The organism is Streptomyces sp. R41 (genome assembly GCF_041053055.1).
GTDB lineage: Bacteria > Actinomycetota > Actinomycetes > Streptomycetales > Streptomycetaceae > Streptomyces.
Window position 1 is genome coordinate 2174912 of the sequence record NZ_CP163443.1, and the last position, 17476, is coordinate 2192387.

Sequence of the window (17476 nt, forward strand, 5' to 3'; positions counted from 1 at the left end):
GTGCGTCAATGGGTCGCGCAGCATCGGATGGGACGGAGAGCGGTTCGGTATGGGCGAGTTCTGGCCAGTGACAGACGTACTGGCCTACCTGACCGGCAGCTGGCGGGTGGAGCGCTCGGTGCGGGATCTGGCGAGCGGTGCGGAGGGGCGCTTCACGGGGACGACCGTCTTCTCGCCACTCGACGACGGAGGCGACGGCCTCCTTCATCAGGAGTCCGGGACCTTCCTCTGGCAGGGCACGCCCCGGCCCGCCGAGCGGACGCTGTGGTTCCTGCCGGGCGGGCGCCCGGGCAGCGCGGCCGTACGGTTCTCCGACGGCCGTCCCTTCCACGATCTGGACCTGACCACCGGGCGGCACATCGCCGACCATCCGTGCGCGGCGGACCTCTACCGGGGTGAGTTCACCGTCCGCGACGAGAACCACTGGCGGACCGTGTGGCGCGTCCGGGGGCCCGCGAAGGACCTGGTACTCACCACCGACTACGCGCGCGTGGACTGAGAGAACGCTCCGTCGAAGCGCAGGTTCCAGCGACCTGCCCGGCCCGTGACGGTGGTCGTCGACAGGGGGCGCACATCGATGTTCCAGTACGTCGAGGGCGGCGCCTTCAGGACGTAGACCAGGGCGGCCCGGATCACGGAGGGTTCGGCCACGGCGACGATGCGCCCTCCGTCGTCGGCGGGCCTGGTGTCGAGCCAGGCGCCGACGCGAGCGATGAAGGCCAGCAGCGACTCGCCGCCGTGGGGCGTGGACCGAGGGTCGGCGAGCCAGGCGTCGACGGCCTCGGGTTCACGGGCCATCGCCTCGCCCAGCGTGAAGCCGCGCCATCGGCCCATGTCGCAGTCGCGCAGGGCGAGCTGGACGAGCGGCCCGTACCCCAGGGCGTCGCCGGTGGCCCGGCTGCGGGGCGTCGGCGAGCAGTAGCGCAGCTCGGCCGCCGCCAGCGATACCAGCTCCGGGGCAGCGCGCTGCACCTCGTCCCAGCCGGCCTGGTCCAGCGGCCGGTCGTCCTGGAAGCGCTCCGCGAGCAGCGAGGAGCTGCGCGCGGCGGCGACGAACGTGACCCGAAGATGCATGCGGAGATCGTGGAGCGCGAGACTCCGCAGGTCAAGAGGGGTTACGCAGGGTACTTGGGAGCTCACTGGAGCGGGTCCGCGAAGGGGGCTTGCCCGGAGCCGACTCCGACGCGCCGATTTGGTTTTCGCCCCCTCCGCCCCTGCCCTCCCCCACTCTCGACTTCGCTCGAGCGGGGGGACCCCCATCGTCCCTGGGGGCTGCCGCCCCCAGACCCCCGCTTCGGCCTTGCCGGTCTCGTCCTCAAACGCCGGACGGGCTGAAAGATCTCCAGCAGAGGCCGACTAACAGATCTCCGCGTACGCCGATCGCAGTCTGCGTACCCCCTCCGTGATCTCTTCCGTCCCCGCCACCGCCGCGAAGCTCAACCGGAGGTGGGCGGCCGGGGGTTCGGCGCTGAAGTAGGGGCGGCCGGGGGTGACGGCGACGCCTGCGCGGAGGGCGGCGGTGACCAGGGCGGGCTCGTCCGTGCCGTCGGGCAGCCGCAGCCAGAGGTGGTAGCCGCCGAACGGGATGTGAGGGAGGGCGAGTTCGGGGAGGTTCAGACGTAGCGCCGTGGTCATCGTGTCGCGGCGGGCCTTCAACTCGGCGGCCAGTGCGCGCAGATGACGGGGCCAGGCGGGTGAGCCGACGAGTTCGAGCGCGGCCTCCTGGAGCGGGCGCGGCACGAAGAAGGTGTCGACGACCTGGATGGCGCGCAGCCGCTCGAGTACCGGACCGCGCGCGGCCAGTGCGCTCACCCGGAAGCTCGGCGAGGTCGCCTTGGTCAGCGAGCCGACGTGCACGACGACTCCGTCGGGGTCCTCGGCAGCCAGCGGCCTGGGCAGCGGGCCCGCGTCCTCGTGCACGAGACGGCGTACGAAATCGTCCTCGACCACGAACGCGCCCGCCTCGCGCGCGATGCGCAGCACCTCGCCCCGCCGCTCGGGCGCGAGGACGCCGCCGGTCGGGTTCTGGAACAGCGGCTGGCAGACGAAGACGCGGGCGCCGGTCGTCCTGAACGCGTCGGCGAGCAGTTCCGGCTTCACGCCGTCGGCGTCGACGGGCACCGGCACGGGGCGCAGTCCGGCCGCGCGGGCGATCGCCAGCATGCCCGGGTAGGTGGGCGATTCGACCAGGACCGGCGCCCCGGGCGGCGCGAGCGCACGCAGGGCCGTCGTCAGCGCGGACTGACCGCCCGCCGCGATGAGCACCTCGGCCGCGGTGATCGCGCCGCCGATCCCCCGCGCGAACCACTCGCGCAGTTCCGCGAGTCCTTCCATGGGCGGCCGGGACCAGGCTCCGGGACGGCGCCCGGCCCGGGACAGGGCCGCGCCCATCGCCCGCTCCGGCTGCAGCGACGGGTGCAGATAGCCGCCGTTGAACTCGACGACACCGGGCGGCGGGGCGGCGAGGGAGACGAGGACGCCGGACGCGTCCACCGTGCGCGGTACGAGTTCGGCAGCGGCGTCCGCGCTGAGCGCGAGCTCCTGCCAGGAGGTGTCCCCGGCGGGGGCGGGGGCCGTACGCGGCTGGGCCCGGAACGCGCCGGCGCCGGGCCGGGTGATCACAAGACCCTCGGCGGCGAGCTGCGCCAGCGCCCGCGACACGGTCACCGGGCTCACCCGGAACCGCTCCACGAGTGCCCGGCTCGACGGCAGCTTTCCACCAGGCGAGTAGCGGTCCAGCTCCCGACGCAGCTGATTCGCGAGATCTCCCACACTGCTACGCTCTTGCATGAGAACACAGGATAGCGCTACCGCCGAGACCCCGATAGCGGTTGTCACCACCGGGACCGCCGCGAACGACACCGCTCGGACCGCCGCGACGGCCCGCCGCTCGGGCACCCTCCAGGCCGCCCTCGGCGTCACCGCCTTCTCACTGACCTTCCCCTCCACCGCCTGGGGTCTGGAGGGCTTCGGCCCCTGGTCCCTGGTGGCCGTGCGCAGCGTCCTGGCGGCGGTCATCGCGGGCAGCTGCCTGCTGGCGCTGCGTGTTCCCGTGCCGGGCCGCCGCCATCTGGCGGGGCTGGCCGTCGTCGCCGCGGGTGTCGTGCTCGGCTTCCCGCTGCTGACGACGCTCGCGCTGCAGACGTCGACCACCGCCCACGCGGCCGTGGTCGTCGGGCTGCTGCCGCTGACGACCGCGCTGTTCTCGGCGCTGCGCACCGGGGCGCGGCCCTCGCGGATGTTCTGGGTGGCGGCCGTCGCGGGCGCGGCCGCGGTGATCGCGTTCACCTTGCAGCAGAGCGGTGGGGCCCTGACCGGCGCGGACGCGTATCTCTTCGGGGCGCTGCTGATCTGCGCGGCGGGCTACACCGAGGGCGGTCGGCTCGCCCGGGTCATGCCGGGCTGGCAGGTCATCGGCTGGGCGCTGGTCCTGTGTCTGCCACTGTCGGTGCCGGGCGCGCTGGTCGCGCTGTCGCAGGAGCCCGTGCACCTGACCATGCACAGCGTGACAGGACTGCTGTGGGTGTCGGCCGTGTCGCAGTTCCTCGGCCTGGTCGTCTGGTACCGCGGTATGGCATCGATCGGGATTCCGAAGGCCAGCCAGTTGCAGCTGGCGCAGCCGCTGCTCACACTGGTGTGGTCGGTACTGCTCCTGGGCGAGCAGCTCACACCGGCCGCACCCCTGACGGCCGCCGCCGTTCTGGTCTGTATCGCGCTCACCCAACGGGCGCGTGGCTGACCGGCACGCACGGGCCGGGCCAACCGGCGCCACCAGCCGTAGACTTGCGGCCACGGACCGCTACTCCCGCACATGACGACGCACATGACGAGGAGACCCTTCACATGCGTGCAACCGTGGGCGACCAGATTGTGCAGCACGGCAGGGTTGTCGGGCAGCACGACAAGGTCGGGAAGATCACCGAGGTCATGGGGGCGGAGGGCAATCCCCCGTACCGCGTGAAGTTCGAGGACGGGCACGAGGGAGTGTGCTCACCGGGCCCCGACACCGAAATCCGCCACAAGGACACCAGGTAGGAGCTCAGCACGGGGTCGCGCCCCAGCCGGCGCGCCCTGGCTCAGCGCGGAGTTCTCGCCGGCCGCTGATAGTGGTCGGCGACGACCCGTGCCATCGCGCCGATGCGATCCGCGCCGACCTCCCTGGCCGAGAAGAAGGCGTGCCCGCGCACCTGCGGGTAGTCGCGGGCGAGGGTGAGGTGCCGGGAGAGTTCGGCGGGGTCCTGCCACGCCGCGGGCTGCGCGGGATCGCCCGCCTTGTACAGCGCCTCCCCGACGTACAACTGCACGCCCGTGCCCTCGACGACCGTCGACCACCAGGGCAGCAGCTTCGCGTAGTCGGCGGCGGCGAGCCCGATGTTCCAGTACAGCTGCGGGCAGATGTAGTCGATCCAGCGCTCCCGGACCCACTTCCTGGTGTCGGCGTGCAGATCGTCGTACGTCTGCACGCCTGCCCTGGTCGGCGAGCCGAGCCCGTCGGTGGTGGCGTTGCGCCACACTCCGAAGGGGCTGATCCCGAAGCGCGCCGCGGGCCGGACCTCCCTGATGCGGGCCGCCGTCTCCCGGACCAGGCAGTCGATGTTGTGGCGCCGCCAGGCGGCCCTGTCCGGGAAGCCCGCGCCGTGGGCCGCGTACGTCGCGTCGTCGTCGAAGACCTGGCCGGCGACCGGATACGGGTAGAAATAGTCGTCCCAGTGCACCGCGTCGATCTCGTACTTCCGCACGGCGTCGAGCATCGCGTCCTGGACGAACGCGCGGACCTGGGGCAGCCCGGGATCGTAGTAGAGCTTCCCGCCGTAGGGCACGACCCAGTCGGGGTGCTCGCGGGCGGGGTGGCTCGCCACGAGCTTCGCCGGGTCGGTGTGGTTGGCGATCCGGTACGGGTTGAACCAGGCGTGCAGCTCCAGGCCGCGCGCATGGGCCTCCGCCACCGCGGTGCCCAGCGGATCCCACCCGGGATCCTCGCCCTGGACACCGGTCAGGTATTGGGACCACGGCTCGTACGGCGAGGGCCACAGCGCGTCGGCCGTGGGACGCACCTGGAAGATCACGGTGTTGAGGCGCAGGCGTACGGCGGTGTCGAGATGGTCGAGGAGTTCGGCGCGCTGCCGGCCGGCGGTCAGGCCCGGGCTCGACGGCCAGTCACGGTTGGAGACGGCGGCCAGCCACATCCCGCGCAGCTCGCTCGCGGCCCGCGTCCCCGCCCGACCCCGGGAGACCGAACCCGGTAATGCCGCGGCATCCCCCGCCGTCGCCGACCCGCAGAGCGTCGCCACAGCTGCCACCGCGAACGCCCGACGTGACAGTCGCCCCATCTCCACTCCCCCATACACAGCGGATCCGCGCCGTCACGGATCGTCCCCGCGCCCAGCATGGCGGACCCGGACGATCGATCATCGATACTTCGGAGTAACGTGCACGATCGGAGCAGGCACCGAACAACGGGGGCCCTGCCTAGTGCCGTAGATCAGCGAAGGGGACGATGTGACCGACATCGAACGCGTCGGAGTCGTGGGCTGCGGCCAGATGGGAGCGGGCATTGCCGAGGTGTGCGCCCGCGCCGGTCTGGACGTCAAGGTCGCCGAGACCACCGGTGAAGCCCTGGAGATCGGCCGTACCCGGCTCTTCAACTCCCTCTCCAAGGCGGCCGAGCGCGGCAAGATCTCCGAGGACGAGCTCAAGGCCACTCAGGACCGGCTCAGCTTCACCACGGACCTCGGCGAGTTCGCCGACCGCGACCTGGTGATCGAGGCCGTCGTCGAGAACGAGCAGGTGAAGACCGAGATCTTCCAGGTGCTCGACCAGGTGGTGACCCGGCAGGACGCGATCCTCGCCTCCAACACCTCCTCGATCCCGCTGGTGAAGCTCGCCGTCGCCACCTCGCGCCCCGACCAGGTCATCGGCATCCACTTCTTCAACCCGGCCCCGGTGCAGCAGCTCGTCGAGCTGATTCCGGCGCTGACCACCTCCGAGGGCACCCTCAGCCGCGCCCAGCTGTTCGCCGAGAAGGCGCTCGGCAAGCATGCGATCCGCGCCCAGGACCGCTCAGGCTTCGTGGTCAACGCGCTGCTCATCCCGTATCTGCTGTCCGCGATCCGGATGTTCGAGTCGGGCATCGCGAGCCGCGAGGACATCGACAACGGCATGGAGATGGGCTGCGCCCACCCGATGGGCCCGCTCAAGCTGTCCGACCTGATCGGCCTCGACACGGTGGCCTCGGTCGCCCACTCGATGTACGAGGAGTACAAGGAGCCCCTGTACGCCGCTCCCCCGCTGCTCCAGCGCATGGTGGACGCCGGACGCCTGGGCCGGAAGTCGGGCTCGGGTTTCTACACGTACGGCGAGTGATACCGGAGAGCTGACTACGGTCCGTACGTCTCGGGCGGGCGCGGGCCCGGCACCCTTTTCGGTGCCGGGCCCGCGCCATTCACACACCGTGTGCGTGCCGGGCCCGCATATGCCCCTCGCACACGCTCCCCACGTGTCCACCAGGCGAGTTGACTTTCCGTGCGCATGCAAGGGATGTGACGACTACGGAAAGGAGCGGACTCGTGACCGCCGACCCCGAGCATCCCGTGGCACCGAGGGAACTCGCAGAGTTACGCCGGTCGCTCGAAGTGGGCCTCACCCGCATCGAGGGCGGACTGGCGCTGCTCACTCAGCGCGACGACCAGACCGCCAAGGATCTCGACGACCTGAGCGCACGGGTCGTCGCCCTCGAGCACACCCGCTGGCCACTGCCCACCCTCGCGGCCGTCGCGGCCGTGGGCGCGCTGGCCGTGGCGGTCTGGCAGGCTCTGGGCCACTAGGCCTCTGGACGCCGGTGGGGGGGACGGATCAGGGCAAGGCGTCCTGCCCGAGCCTGAGATGGTGCAGAAGGAGCAGTGCGGCAGCCATGTTGGCGGCCGGGACCTCGCCGCGGGCGACCATGTCGGGGACGAGCTTTAAGGGAACCCATTCCCTTCGGTCCGACTCGAAGTCGTCCACGGGGTGTCCGATGTACGCGCCCTCGTCGGCCCAGAAGATGTGGTGCCGGGCGTCGGTGAGCCCGTTGGAGGGCTCGACGCTCATCAGATGCCGCAGGGGTCCCGGCCGCCAGCCGGTCTCCTCCTCCAGTTCGCGGGCCGCCGCGACGGCGATGTCCTCACCGTCCTCGACGACGCCCGCCGCGAGTTCCCACCCCCAGCTGTCGGTGATGAAGCGGTGCCGCCACAGGAGCAGCACTTCATTGGCCTCATTCACCACAGTGGCCACGGCCACCGGCCGCAGCCGTATCAAAAAGTGATCGAGGTGCCGACCGTCCGGCAGCTCCACATCTGCGAGATTGACGCTGAACCAGCGGTTTGCATACACAGTTTGTTCGTTCTGTTTCGTCCACTGCACGGTTCTGCCACCTTCCGCCGAGTAGATGGCAATATCGCAGCAGGAGTGTCCTCACAGCAGGCTCACAGCGGTCGGGGCACGGTGCAGCGGCAGCGCAGGCACGGTGTTCTGGAGCGGTACGCGGTGTTTCCGGAGCACTTGTCTACAGCGGTACCCGCAGTGCTCCGTCGATGAGTTCGGCGGCCTCGGCCGTGCCCGCACAGCCGCTGCGCACCAGGTGTTCGCGTACCGCGCGGAGTCTGTCGCGCAGTCGCTGGGACTCCATCCCCCGCGCCTGTTCGGCCATTTGGACCGCGGTGGCCACGGCCTTGTCGGCATTGCCCTGGCGCAGCTCGATCTGACTGAGCATCGCGAGCCGGTGCACCCGTCCCCGGTCGTGCGCCGGGTTGTCGACGGCGGCTATCGCGTGCTCCCCCGCCGCCACCAGGTCGCCGAGGCTGAGCAGCGCCTCCGCCACCTGTACGTTGACCAGGCCCGGCTGGACATAGCCGGTCTCGTCGGGCTCGTAACCGCGACGAATACGCTCTGCGGCCTGTTCGGCACGCCGGATGCAGGACAGCGCGCTGCTGCCGTCGCCGAGGTGTGCGTACGCCTTGGCCTGCATCGCGTACAGGTCGGAGGCGAGCGCCGGAGTGATGTGCCGCCCCGCGGCGCGCAGCGCGGCCTCGGCGAACGCGACGGCCTGCCGGTACTCGCGCATGAACAGCGACTGGTTGACGAGCAGGGCTATGACGTAGGCCCCAAGTCCCCTGTCCCCGCTGGCCTTCGCCAGGCGCAGCGCCTGGTGGAAGTAGCGCTGGGCGAGTCCGTGCGCGTCGGAGTCGTAGGCGCAGATGCCCGCGATGGCGACCAAGCCGCCGGTCGCGCGGTGGAGTTGGCGGCCGGTGGCGTCGGTGTAACTGCCGCGCAGCAGGGGTGCCGTCTCCGAGTTGAGGAAGCCGACGATCCGGGTGCGGGTCGCGATGCCGCCTGCCTTGCGGTACATCTGCTCGTAGTGGGCGCGGGCCGCGCGCAGCATCTCGATGTCGGCCATGCTGACGTGGTGGCGTCCGCCGCGCGAGACGTCGACGTCCTCGGGCGGGTTCTCCCACTCCCACACCGGCATCACGGCGGGCGTTCCCGTGACGGCCGGCGCGCCGAGGATGTGCGGGCGCTGCTGTTCGTCGGAGCGCCACAGCGCGGTGGCGCGCTCGACGAAGCCGGAGAGCGAGGTGCCGTGCGGAGTCGACGGCTCGCCGGGCACGCCGAGGCCGATGTCGTCGAGCGTGACCTGCCGGTGGAGTCGGCCGGCGAGCACCTCGCAGATCAGGTCGGGCACCTGGCCACGCGGGCGCTGGCCCTTCAACCAGCGCGCCACGGCGGTGTGTTCGTACCTGAGCGCGAGACCGCGCGCTCTCCCCGCCTGATTGACGTGGGCGGCGAGTCCCGCGTGCGAGATGCCGGCCTCGTCGAGAATCGCGTCGAGCAGAGTGTTGGGCTGCATGAAGGCCCCCCGGGTGGCTCGGTGCCGACAGACTAGTGCGTCCCGTTTCACACGGGGTGTGAAACGAGTGCCCGTATCCGGGCAGTACGCGCGCTGTCGCAGAGCGTTTCTGGCCGGTTGACTGAAATGCCTCGCAAGAGGCCGGCCGGGCCGCCGGCTCCCCCTCGTACAGTGCGGCGGCCCGATTCGCGCCGTCCGCCCAGCTGCCTGCCCGACACTCCGTGGCGGGGCGGACGGCTCCGCCGGTCGCACAGCCCCGCGCCCCCTATCGGGGCGCGTGGTGGGCCACGGCGTGCCCCTGCTGCAGGGGGACGCGACTGCGGTCGTTGCGGAGCACGAGCACGGCCACGTCGTCGGCGGGTCTGCCGCCGGTGTGACGCAGCAGTCCGGTGAGGACTGCGCGCAGGACGGACTGGGGTGAGACGGGCTGGGTACGGACGGCTTTGGTGAGCTCGGCCGCAAGCGGGAAGAAGCGGCCGTGACCGTCGCGCGCGTCCTCGACACCGTCGGTGTGCAGGAACAGCACCTCGCCGGGCAGGAGTTGACCGCAGCGCACGGCGGGCAGCTCGGCCGGGAGCGGGAACGGCCCGAGCGGAGGCAGCGGGTCGGCACGTACGAGTGGCTCGGCCCGGCCACCGCTGAGCAGATACGGCCAGGGATGACCGCAGTTGAGGGCGTACACCTCACCGTCGCGGCGGATCTCCAGCAGCAGTACGGTGACGAACTCCTCGGCGACCGGGCTGTCGGGTTCGAGCCCGGTCGAGGGGTGCTCGGCCCGGGCCCGCTCGCGCAGATGCCGGGCCAGCGCCCGCTCAAGGCGTCTGAGGACACAACCGAGGTCGGGCTCGTCGTGCACGGCCTCGCGGAAGCTGCCGAGGACGGCGGCGACGGTTCCGATGGCGCCGATGCCGTGCCCGCGGACGTCGCCCATGACGATCCGTACGCCGTGCTCGGTGGCGATCACCTCGTACAGGTCACCACCGATGCTCGCGCCACGGTCCGCGGACAGCTGGGCCGCGGCGACGCTCAGCCCGTCGACACGCGGGGGCAACGGCCGCAGCAGCACGTTCTGGGCGGCGCCGGCGATCTTGCGGATCTGCCTGAGCTCCCGCAGCAGCGCGCTTCTGACATGGAGTATCAGGCCCGTACCGACCGCGAAGAACACGGCACTGGTGACGATCCGGGCGCCGAGCCCGTTCTGCTGCGCGAGCGGGCAGGTCATCCTGTACGTGATCGCCATCGCGCCCCAGGCGATGGGCAGCCCCATGCTGAACGCCCGGCGCAGCGGTGGGCGCTCGGCCCGGCGAACCGTGCGGTCGACGCCGCCACGCGGGGCACGTCCGCGGACCAGCCGGGGTCGCCCTCCGCGCACCGCCCGAGTGAGCCCGGCCCGCAGGGCCTCGCCCCGGCCCCGCGACCCGATGCCCGCCCGGGCCAACACCCGTGAATGCGTCCGGGGCGTTGCCCTGCGGGGAGCCCCAGCCTTGATACGGATCATGCCGATTGGCCCCCCAATAGGCCCTGACAGCGCAGACGGCCTCCGAGAGGCCGGTCCGATTCTGTCGACCGCATGCCCCGATCGGGCCAGATCGCCCGGACTTGTCACCCGAATGAGTGAGGTGCCTCCGGATACATGCATTTATGCAGGTAGGCCAGGGGGAAGCGCCCCCTGAGAGGGCGGGGAACTGCGCGCCCAGCCACGAACAACCCGCGGCCGACAAACGACGCACAGTTCCCCGGAACAACCAGCGGAGCCCCTAGGCTCCGCGCAGCACCGCCTCCGTACGCTCAGCGGCCAGCGCCACCGCCGCGTCGCGGGCCGCCGAGGCCTCGTCGACGGTCAGGGTGCGGTCGGCGGCCCGGAACCGCAGTGCGTACGCGAGGGACTTCTTGCCCTCGCCGAGCTGCTCGCTGTTCTCGTAGACGTCGAACAGCCGGATGGACTCCAGCAGTTCACCCGCGCCCTCGCGGAGCGCGGCCTCGACGTCCGTGTGCGGGACGAACTTGTCGACGACCAGCGCGACGTCCTGCGTGGCGACCGGGAAGGTCGAGATCTTCGGGCCCTTGGGAAGGCCCTCGCTCGCCTGCTCCAGCGCGTCCAGGTCCAGCTCCATCGCGCAGGTGCGCGCGGGCAGGCCCAGGGTCTTCAGGACACCGGGGTGCAGCTCACCGGCGTACCCGATGACCTGCTCCACGCCGCCCACGCGGACCGCCAGCTCGGCGCAGCGGCCCGGGTGCCACGGCCCGTACTGGCCGGAGCGGACGAGGAGTTCGGTCCCCGTCTCGCGGGCCAGGGTGCGCGCGGCCTCGACGGCGTCGGCCCAGTCGGCCGGACGGCCCTTGCCCCACCAGCCGGCCTGCTCGCGGGCGCCCGCGAGGACGACGGCGGCGTGCCGGGGCTGGACGGGGAGCGCGGCGGTGAGCGACGCGATCTCCTCGTCGGTGGGACGGCGGTCGACGGGCAGCCGGCCCGCGACGCGCAGCTCCGCCTGCGGGTGGAAGACCAGCCCGGTCTCGAAGAGCGCCAGGTCGTGGCTGCCGCGTCCGTCGTTGCGGCGCAGCGCGCCGAGCAGGCCCGGCAGCAGCGTCGTGCGGAGCGCGGGCTCCTCGTCGGAGAGCGGGTTGACCAGCTTGACGACCTTGCGATTCGGGTCGTCGGCGGCCAGGCCGAGCTGGTCGAAGACGGGCTCGCCGATGAACGGGTAGTTCAGCGCCTCGACGTATCCGGCGCCGGCCAGGGCGCGGCCGAAACGGCGGTGCAGCCGCTGCCGGTCGGTCAGGCCGAGGCCCGCGGGGGGCTTGGGCAGCGTGGAGGGCAGGTTCTCATAGCCCTCAAGACGGATGACCTCCTCCGCGAGGTCGTTCGGGTCCGTCAGGTCGGGCCGCCAGGACGGCACGGTGACGATCAGCTCGTCCTGTCCGTAGACGTCGCAGCCGACCTGCTGGAGTCGGCGTACGACGGTCTCGCGGCCGTAGTCGACACCGGCCACCTTGTCCGGGTGGTTGGCCGGGATGGTGATGGTGTGCGGCGCGAAGGGCGCGATGACCTCGGTGACCCCGGCGTCGGCGCTTCCGCCCGCGAGGAGGACCAGCAGGTCGACCGTGCGCTGCGCCGCGGCAGACGCGGCCTGCGGGTCGACACCGCGCTCGAAGCGCTTGGACGCCTCGGAGGCCAGCTTGTGCCGACGGGCCGTACGCGCGATGGAGATCGTGTCGAAGTGCGCGGCCTCGATGACGACCTCGGTGGTGGTGCCCTCGGTGTCGTCGATCTCGGTGTGGGCGCCGCCCATGACGCCCGCGAGGCCGATCGGACCGCGGTCGTCGGTGATCACCAGGTCTTCGGCGTCGAGCGTGCGCACGACCCCGTCGAGCGTGGTGAGCTTCTCGCCATGCGCGGCCCGGCGCACGCCGATCGCGCCCTGGACACGGGTGCGGTCGTACGCGTGCAGGGGCTGGCCGAGCTCCAGCATCACGTAGTTGGTGATGTCGACGGCGAGCGAGATCGGGCGCATGCCCGCCTTCTGCAGGCGCCGCTTCAGCCAGATCGGCGACAGTGCCTCGGGGTCGAGACCCGTCACTGTGCGCGCCGTGAAGCGGTCGCAGCCTCGCGGGTCGGAGACCTGCACCGGGTAGCCGAACGCGTTGGGCGCCGGTACGTCGAGCAGCGCCGGGTCGAGCAGCGGCCGCCCGTACGCGATGGCGGCCTCGCGGGCCACACCGCGCAGCGACAGGGCGTAGCCGCGGTCGGGCGTGACGGCGATGTCGAGGACCTCGTCGACGAGCTGGAGCAGCTCGATGGCGTCGGTGCCGACCTCGTGCTCCGGCGGCAGGACGATGATGCCGCCGCTGCCGTCGTCGCCCATGCCCAGCTCGTCGCCGGAGCAGATCATGCCGTGCGAGGTCTTGCCGTACGTCTTGCGCGCGGCGATCGCGAAGTTGCCGGGCAGGACGGCGCCAGGCAGGACCACGACGACCTTGTCGCCGACCGCGAAGTTGCGGGCGCCGCAGACGATCTCCTGCGGCTCACCCGTGCCGTTGGCGGTGCCGACGTCGACGGTGCAGAAGCGGATGGGCTTCTTGAAGCCCTCCAGCTCCTCGATGGTCAGCACCTGGCCGACGACGAGGGGGCCCTTGAGGTCGGCGCCGAGCTGCTCGACGGTCTCGACCTCGAGGCCTGCCGAAATGAGCTTGGCCTGGACGTCGCGCCCGGTCTCCGTCGCCGGCAGGTCGACGTACTCCCGCAGCCAAGAAAGCGGGACCCGCATCAGATCTCCATCCCGAACGGCCGGGTGAACCGGACGTCACCCTCGACCATGTCTCGCATGTCTTCGACGTTGTGGCGGAACATCAGCATCCGCTCGATGCCGAACCCGAAGGCGAATCCGCTGTACTTCTCCGGGTCCACGCCACAGGCGACAAGCACCCGCGGGTTGACCATGCCGCAGCCGCCCAGCTCGATCCAGCCCTCGCTGGAGCAGGTCCGGCAGGGGCGGTCGGGGTTGCCGACGGACTCGCCCTTGCAGACGTAGCAGAGCATGTCCATCTCGGCGGACGGCTCGGTGAAGGGGAAGTAGTTCGGGCGCAGCCGGGTCTTCATGTCCGAGCCGAAGAGCGACTGGACCATGTGGTCCAGGGTGCCCTTGAGGTCGGCCATGGTCAGACCCTCGTCGATGGCGAGGAGCTCGATCTGGTGGAAGACCGGCGTGTGCGTGGCGTCCAGCTCGTCCGTGCGGTACACGCGGCCCGGGCACACGATGTAGACGGGCGGCTCGCGGTCGAGCATGGCACGGGCCTGCACCGGCGAGGTGTGCGTGCGCAGCACGACACCGGACTCGCCGTGGTCGCCCTTGGGGCCCTCGACGAAGAAGGTGTCCTGCATCTGCCGGGCCGGGTGGTCCGGGCCGAAGTTCAGGGCGTCGAAGTTGAACCACTCCGCCTCGACCTCGGGGCCCTCGGCGACCTCGTATCCCATGGACACGAAGACGTCGGCGACCCGCTCCATCATGGTGGTCAGCGGGTGGCGGGCGCCGGCCGGTACGCGGTCGTACGGCAGCGTGACGTCCACCGCCTCCTCGACCAGCACCCGGGCGTCGCGCTCGTCCTCCAGCTCGGCCTGGCGGGCGGCGAGAGCCTTGTTCACAGCGCCACGGGCCTGGCCGACCAGCTTGCCGGCCGCGGCCTTGGCATGCGGGGGCAGGGCGCCGATCTCGCGGTTGGCGAGGGCCAGCGGCGAGGTGCCGCCGGTGTGGGCGACCTTGGCCTCCTGGAGCGCGTCGAGGTCGCCGGCGGCCGCGAAGGCGGCGAGCGCCTCGTCCCGCATGCGCTCGATCTCTTCCGGTTTCAAGGCCTCGACCTCTACAGGGTCGTACGACTTATTCGGTGCCGACATCTCTTCCCGTGCTTCCGGTTGGCTGGCGGATGGTCCCCGTCGACGACTCGGAGACGAATCGTCCACATTGAGGGACGCAAAGGTGCCAAAGGCCGAGTCTAACGGGGTGGGAGCCTGCCTCGGACGCGCAGTCCAAGGGGTGGCTCCTGTGCGCGTGCGCCCGTGGGGCCTCTTCGGCGTTACAGCAGATACGCCGGGGTGCCCACGGGCAACGTAAATCGGAACTCGGCGCCGCCGCCGGGGGCGCGGCCGACCGTGATGGTGCCGCCGTGGGCTTCGACGATGCCCTTGACGATGTAGAGCCCGAGCCCGGTGCCGCCGCGCTTGCTGCCCCGCCAGAAGCGGGTGAAGACGCGGTTCATGGATTCCTCCGGGATGCCGGTGCCCTCGTCGCTCACGGTGACCGACGTGGCGGCGTACTCGCCGTCCTCCCGCTCACGCGGGGACGCCGAGGGCGCTACGTCGATGGTGACGCTTCCCTCGCCGTGGCGCACCGCATTTTCGAGGAGGTTGCTGAGCACCTGGTCGATCTTGTCGGGGTCCGCCCAGAGAGCGGGCAGCGGCTGCTCGATGCGGAGCAGAAAGCGGTCGGCGGGCTGGCCCGAGGTGACATACGCCTGGATGTGGCGGCCGACGGCGGCACCGATGTCGACCGGCTGGCGGCGCACTTCGAGGCGCCCGGAGTCGATGCGGGAGATGTCGAGCAGCTCCGCGATGAGTCGCGTGACGCGGTTGGCGTCGGCGTCGACGGTCTCCAGCATGAGCTTCTTCTGGTCGTCGGTGAACCGCTCCCACTTGGCCAGCAGCGTCGCGGTGAAGCCCTTGACGGAGGTGAGCGGCGAGCGCAGTTCATGGGCGACCGTGGCGATCAGCTCGGCGTGGCTGCGCTCGGTGCGGCGGCGGGCCTCGGTGTCGCGCAGGGAGACGACGACGCGGTGGACGGGGCCGGTGGGGTTCGTCCGCACGTAGCGCGCCGAGACCAGGACCTCACGGCCGCCGGGCAGCAGCAGATTGCGCTCGGGTTGACCCTTGCGGATCGCCAGACCGCCGTACGGGTCCGTCAGCTGCCACCAGCGGCGGCCCTCCAGGTCCTCTAAAGGGAGGGCCGACTCGAGTCGGCGGCCGAGGGCCTCGGAGGGAGGAACGGCGGTGATACGAGCCGCGGCGGCGTTGAAGCAGATCACCCGGCCCTGCTCGTCGGCGACGACGAGTCCGTCGGGCAGATCGTCGGGGTCGATGCCCAGCTCGGCTCCGGGCTCGGCACCGGGGTCGACCGCGGCGTCGGCTCCGAGTGCGGCTTCGCCCTCGGTGGCGAGCTCACCGCGCCGGGACGTGGGTGTGCCGCGCACGTCCCGTGCTCGCGGCGCCTTCTGCGCGCCGCTCGTGCCGACACTCATCCCCGTACCCCACCTCTCGTCTGGCAGTGGGCCCCCGAGCCCGTCACCCTACTAGCTGTCGGTGACGGAACGGCACCCTCCGGAGGCGCGCTGTGCACGGGCGGATGCATAGAGACATACGGCGGCGGCCGTGGCGAGGTTCAGGCTCTCGGCCTTTCCGTGAATCGGAACGCGCACGACGGCATCGGCCAGCGCGCGGGTCTCCTCCGGAAGCCCCCACGCCTCGTTCCCGAACACCCAGGCGGTGGGCCCGCCCATGGTCCCCTTGTCGAGCTCGTCGTCGAGGTCGTCCTCACCGGCACCGTCGGCGGCGAGAATCCGCACCCCGGCGTCCTTGAGCCCCTGCACGGCCCGCTCGACGGGCACGCCGACGGCGACGGGCAGATGGAACAGGGAGCCGACCGAGGCCCGTACGGCCTTGGGGTTGTAGAGATCGACGGACGCGTCGGTGAGTACGACGGCCTCGGCACCGGCCGCGTCCGCGCACCTCAGCACGGTCCCGGCGTTCCCGGGGTCCCGGACGTGCGCGAGCACGGCGACGAGCTTGGGCCGCTGCTGGAGGATCTCCTCGAACGGCGTGTCCAGGAACCGGCAGATCCCGACCAGCCCCTGCGGGGTGACGGTCGTCGAGATGTCGGCGATCACCGCCTCGTCGGCCAGGTGCACACGCGCCCCGGCGTCCCGGGCCTCCCCGACGATGTCGGCGTACCGCTCCGCCGCCTCGACGGTCGCGAAGAGCTCCACCAGCGTGGTGGCGCCGTCGGCCCGGTGCGCCGCCGCCTCCCGCACGGCTTGGGGCCCCTCGGCGAGAAACAGCCGCTCCTTCCCCCGAAAGTTCCGCTTCGCCAGCCGCCGCGCGGCAGAGACACGAGGCGAGCGCGGGGAGAGCAACTCGGGGGCGGCAGCCATGGGTTCACCTTCGGTGGGTTACGGAGAATTGTTCAACGCCCGCCGCACGGGGCTGAGCAGACGACGGGGGGACTCGCAGCGACAGCCGGCGTGCGGCTGCGGGGCAAGTATCCGGCGAGCCGGAACCTTCAGGCACGGCGGCGAGCCGAGCCACCCGCAGACGCGGTGCGCGGGGCTTCGCGGCACGCGGGGCGGTGCGTTGCGGGGGGGGGAGGACCTCCCAGCCGCCACCGCCACGACAACGGGGCAGGTCCCCCAGTCGCGGCAGCGAGCGAATGCCGCCGCTGTGGTCGAAGGCTCCAGCGGGCGAAGCCCTTCGACCGCGCGCCGGAGATCTCGTCCCGCCACAGCGAACAAGGTCTCCCGCCCGCAGCCACAAGCAAAGCCCACGCAGCCGACGAGATCACCACGGCAGCGAACGAAAGCCTCGCACCCAAGGCCCTACGACCACGCGACCGAGATCCCGTCCCCGCAGCGAACAAGGTCTCCTGCCCGCAGCCACAAGCAAAGCCGACGCAGCCGACGAGGTCTCCTGCTTGCAGCCACAGGCAAGTGCCCGCGTAGCGAACGAGGTCTCCTGCCCGCTGCTCCATGCGAATGCCGACACAGCGGATGAGATCTCTGCCGCGGCAGTGAGGAGCAAAGTCTCGTGCGCGAGGGCCTTTGACCGCGCGGCACGAGGGCCTCCCGCCGCAGCGGCGGGGATCTCGTCCCGCGACAGCGGCCGAGGGCTCCCGCTCGCCGAAGCGAGCGAATGCGGCCGCAGCGACCGTGGTTCTCGCGGGTGAGCCCCGATCGCCGCGGCAAGCGCCGTCTCCTCCCGCCGCGGCAGCGGAGTACGGCGGTGTCGCACCAGGCGGAACGACGCGCAGCGTACGGTCCACGGCCCAGCCACGGACG

Annotated in this window: 15 protein-coding genes; 5 read left to right on the forward strand and 10 right to left on the reverse strand. The window is 71.5% G+C overall.

All coding sequences use genetic code 11. The annotated features are described in order from the left end of the window. The first annotated feature begins 49 nt into the window (after positions 1 to 49). Positions 50 to 499: a DUF6314 family protein gene (locus AB5J53_RS10315; RefSeq protein WP_369245321.1), complete on the forward strand. Its 450-nt coding sequence runs from the start codon at positions 50 to 52 to the stop codon at positions 497 to 499. Here the strand turns inward: AB5J53_RS10315 and AB5J53_RS10320 are convergent. Together AB5J53_RS10320 and AB5J53_RS10325 are read right to left on the reverse strand one after the other, a co-directional pair. Next, positions 481 to 1074 (reverse strand): histidine phosphatase family protein, encoded by a 594-nt coding sequence (locus tag AB5J53_RS10320; protein WP_369245322.1) that lies wholly within the window; start codon positions 1072 to 1074, stop codon positions 481 to 483. The two genes, AB5J53_RS10315 and AB5J53_RS10320, sit on opposite strands and share 19 nt — an antisense overlap. A 282-nt stretch (positions 1075 to 1356) precedes the next feature. After that, on the reverse strand, positions 1357 to 2790 hold the full coding sequence (locus AB5J53_RS10325) for a PLP-dependent aminotransferase family protein (RefSeq protein ID WP_369245323.1): 1434 nt from the start codon (positions 2788 to 2790) through the stop codon (positions 1357 to 1359). Between AB5J53_RS10325 and AB5J53_RS10330 the strand changes: the two genes are divergently transcribed. After that, positions 2789 to 3739 carry a DMT family transporter gene (locus AB5J53_RS10330; RefSeq protein ID WP_369245324.1) on the forward strand — a complete coding sequence of 317 codons (951 nt, stop codon included), beginning with the start codon at positions 2789 to 2791 and terminating at the stop codon, positions 3737 to 3739. The genes AB5J53_RS10325 and AB5J53_RS10330 overlap by 2 nt on opposite strands. 104 nt (positions 3740 to 3843) lie before the next feature. Beyond that, on the forward strand, positions 3844 to 4035 hold the full coding sequence (locus AB5J53_RS10335) for a DUF1918 domain-containing protein (RefSeq protein ID WP_369245325.1): 192 nt from the start codon (positions 3844 to 3846) through the stop codon (positions 4033 to 4035). Between the two features lie 41 nt (positions 4036 to 4076). On the opposite strand, the gene AB5J53_RS10340 is transcribed toward AB5J53_RS10335, so the two are convergent. Beyond that, a complete protein-coding gene (locus tag AB5J53_RS10340) occupies positions 4077 to 5330 on the reverse strand; it encodes a glycoside hydrolase family 10 protein (protein ID WP_369245326.1) in 1254 nt (417 codons plus the stop codon). A gap of 169 nt (positions 5331 to 5499) precedes the next feature. Between AB5J53_RS10340 and AB5J53_RS10345 the strand changes: the two genes are divergently transcribed. Further along, a complete protein-coding gene (locus AB5J53_RS10345; RefSeq protein ID WP_369245327.1) occupies positions 5500 to 6363 on the forward strand; it encodes a 3-hydroxybutyryl-CoA dehydrogenase in 864 nt (287 codons plus the stop codon). A 203-nt stretch (positions 6364 to 6566) separates the two neighbouring features. Beyond that, positions 6567 to 6824, forward strand: coding sequence for a hypothetical protein (locus tag AB5J53_RS10350; RefSeq protein WP_369245328.1), 258 nt, complete (start codon positions 6567 to 6569; stop codon positions 6822 to 6824). 28 nt (positions 6825 to 6852) lie between these two features. Here the strand turns inward: AB5J53_RS10350 and AB5J53_RS10355 are convergent, their stop codons facing one another. From AB5J53_RS10355 to AB5J53_RS10385, 7 genes are all read right to left on the reverse strand, one after another. Continuing rightward, entirely contained in the window at positions 6853 to 7398 is a 546-nt protein-coding gene (locus tag AB5J53_RS10355; protein ID WP_095933127.1) for an NUDIX hydrolase, read from the reverse strand. Between the two features lie 142 nt (positions 7399 to 7540). Next, positions 7541 to 8881, reverse strand: coding sequence for a transcriptional regulator (locus AB5J53_RS10360; protein ID WP_369245329.1), 1341 nt, complete (start codon positions 8879 to 8881; stop codon positions 7541 to 7543). Positions 8882 to 9146: 265 nt separating this feature from the next. Next, positions 9147 to 10148 (reverse strand): PP2C family protein-serine/threonine phosphatase, encoded by a 1002-nt coding sequence (locus AB5J53_RS10365; RefSeq protein WP_369252147.1) that lies wholly within the window; start codon positions 10146 to 10148, stop codon positions 9147 to 9149. Positions 10149 to 10638: 490 nt separating this feature from the next. Further along, positions 10639 to 13146 carry a phenylalanine--tRNA ligase subunit beta gene (gene pheT / locus AB5J53_RS10370; RefSeq protein WP_369245330.1) on the reverse strand — a complete coding sequence of 836 codons (2508 nt, stop codon included), beginning with the start codon at positions 13144 to 13146 and terminating at the stop codon, positions 10639 to 10641. Beyond that, the gene (gene pheS, locus AB5J53_RS10375) at positions 13146 to 14270 is read right to left on the reverse strand and encodes a phenylalanine--tRNA ligase subunit alpha (protein WP_369245331.1); all 1125 of its coding nucleotides are present in this window, start codon (positions 14268 to 14270) and stop codon (positions 13146 to 13148) included. The genes pheT and pheS overlap by 1 nt, the downstream gene beginning before the upstream one ends. 179 nt (positions 14271 to 14449) lie before the next feature. Further along, the gene (locus AB5J53_RS10380; protein ID WP_369245332.1) at positions 14450 to 15667 is read right to left on the reverse strand and encodes an ATP-binding protein; all 1218 of its coding nucleotides are present in this window, start codon (positions 15665 to 15667) and stop codon (positions 14450 to 14452) included. A gap of 51 nt (positions 15668 to 15718) precedes the next feature. After that, positions 15719 to 16576, reverse strand: a complete 858-nt coding sequence (locus AB5J53_RS10385; RefSeq protein ID WP_369245333.1) for a TrmH family RNA methyltransferase — start codon at positions 16574 to 16576, stop codon at positions 15719 to 15721. Positions 16577 to 17476 lie beyond the last annotated feature (900 nt).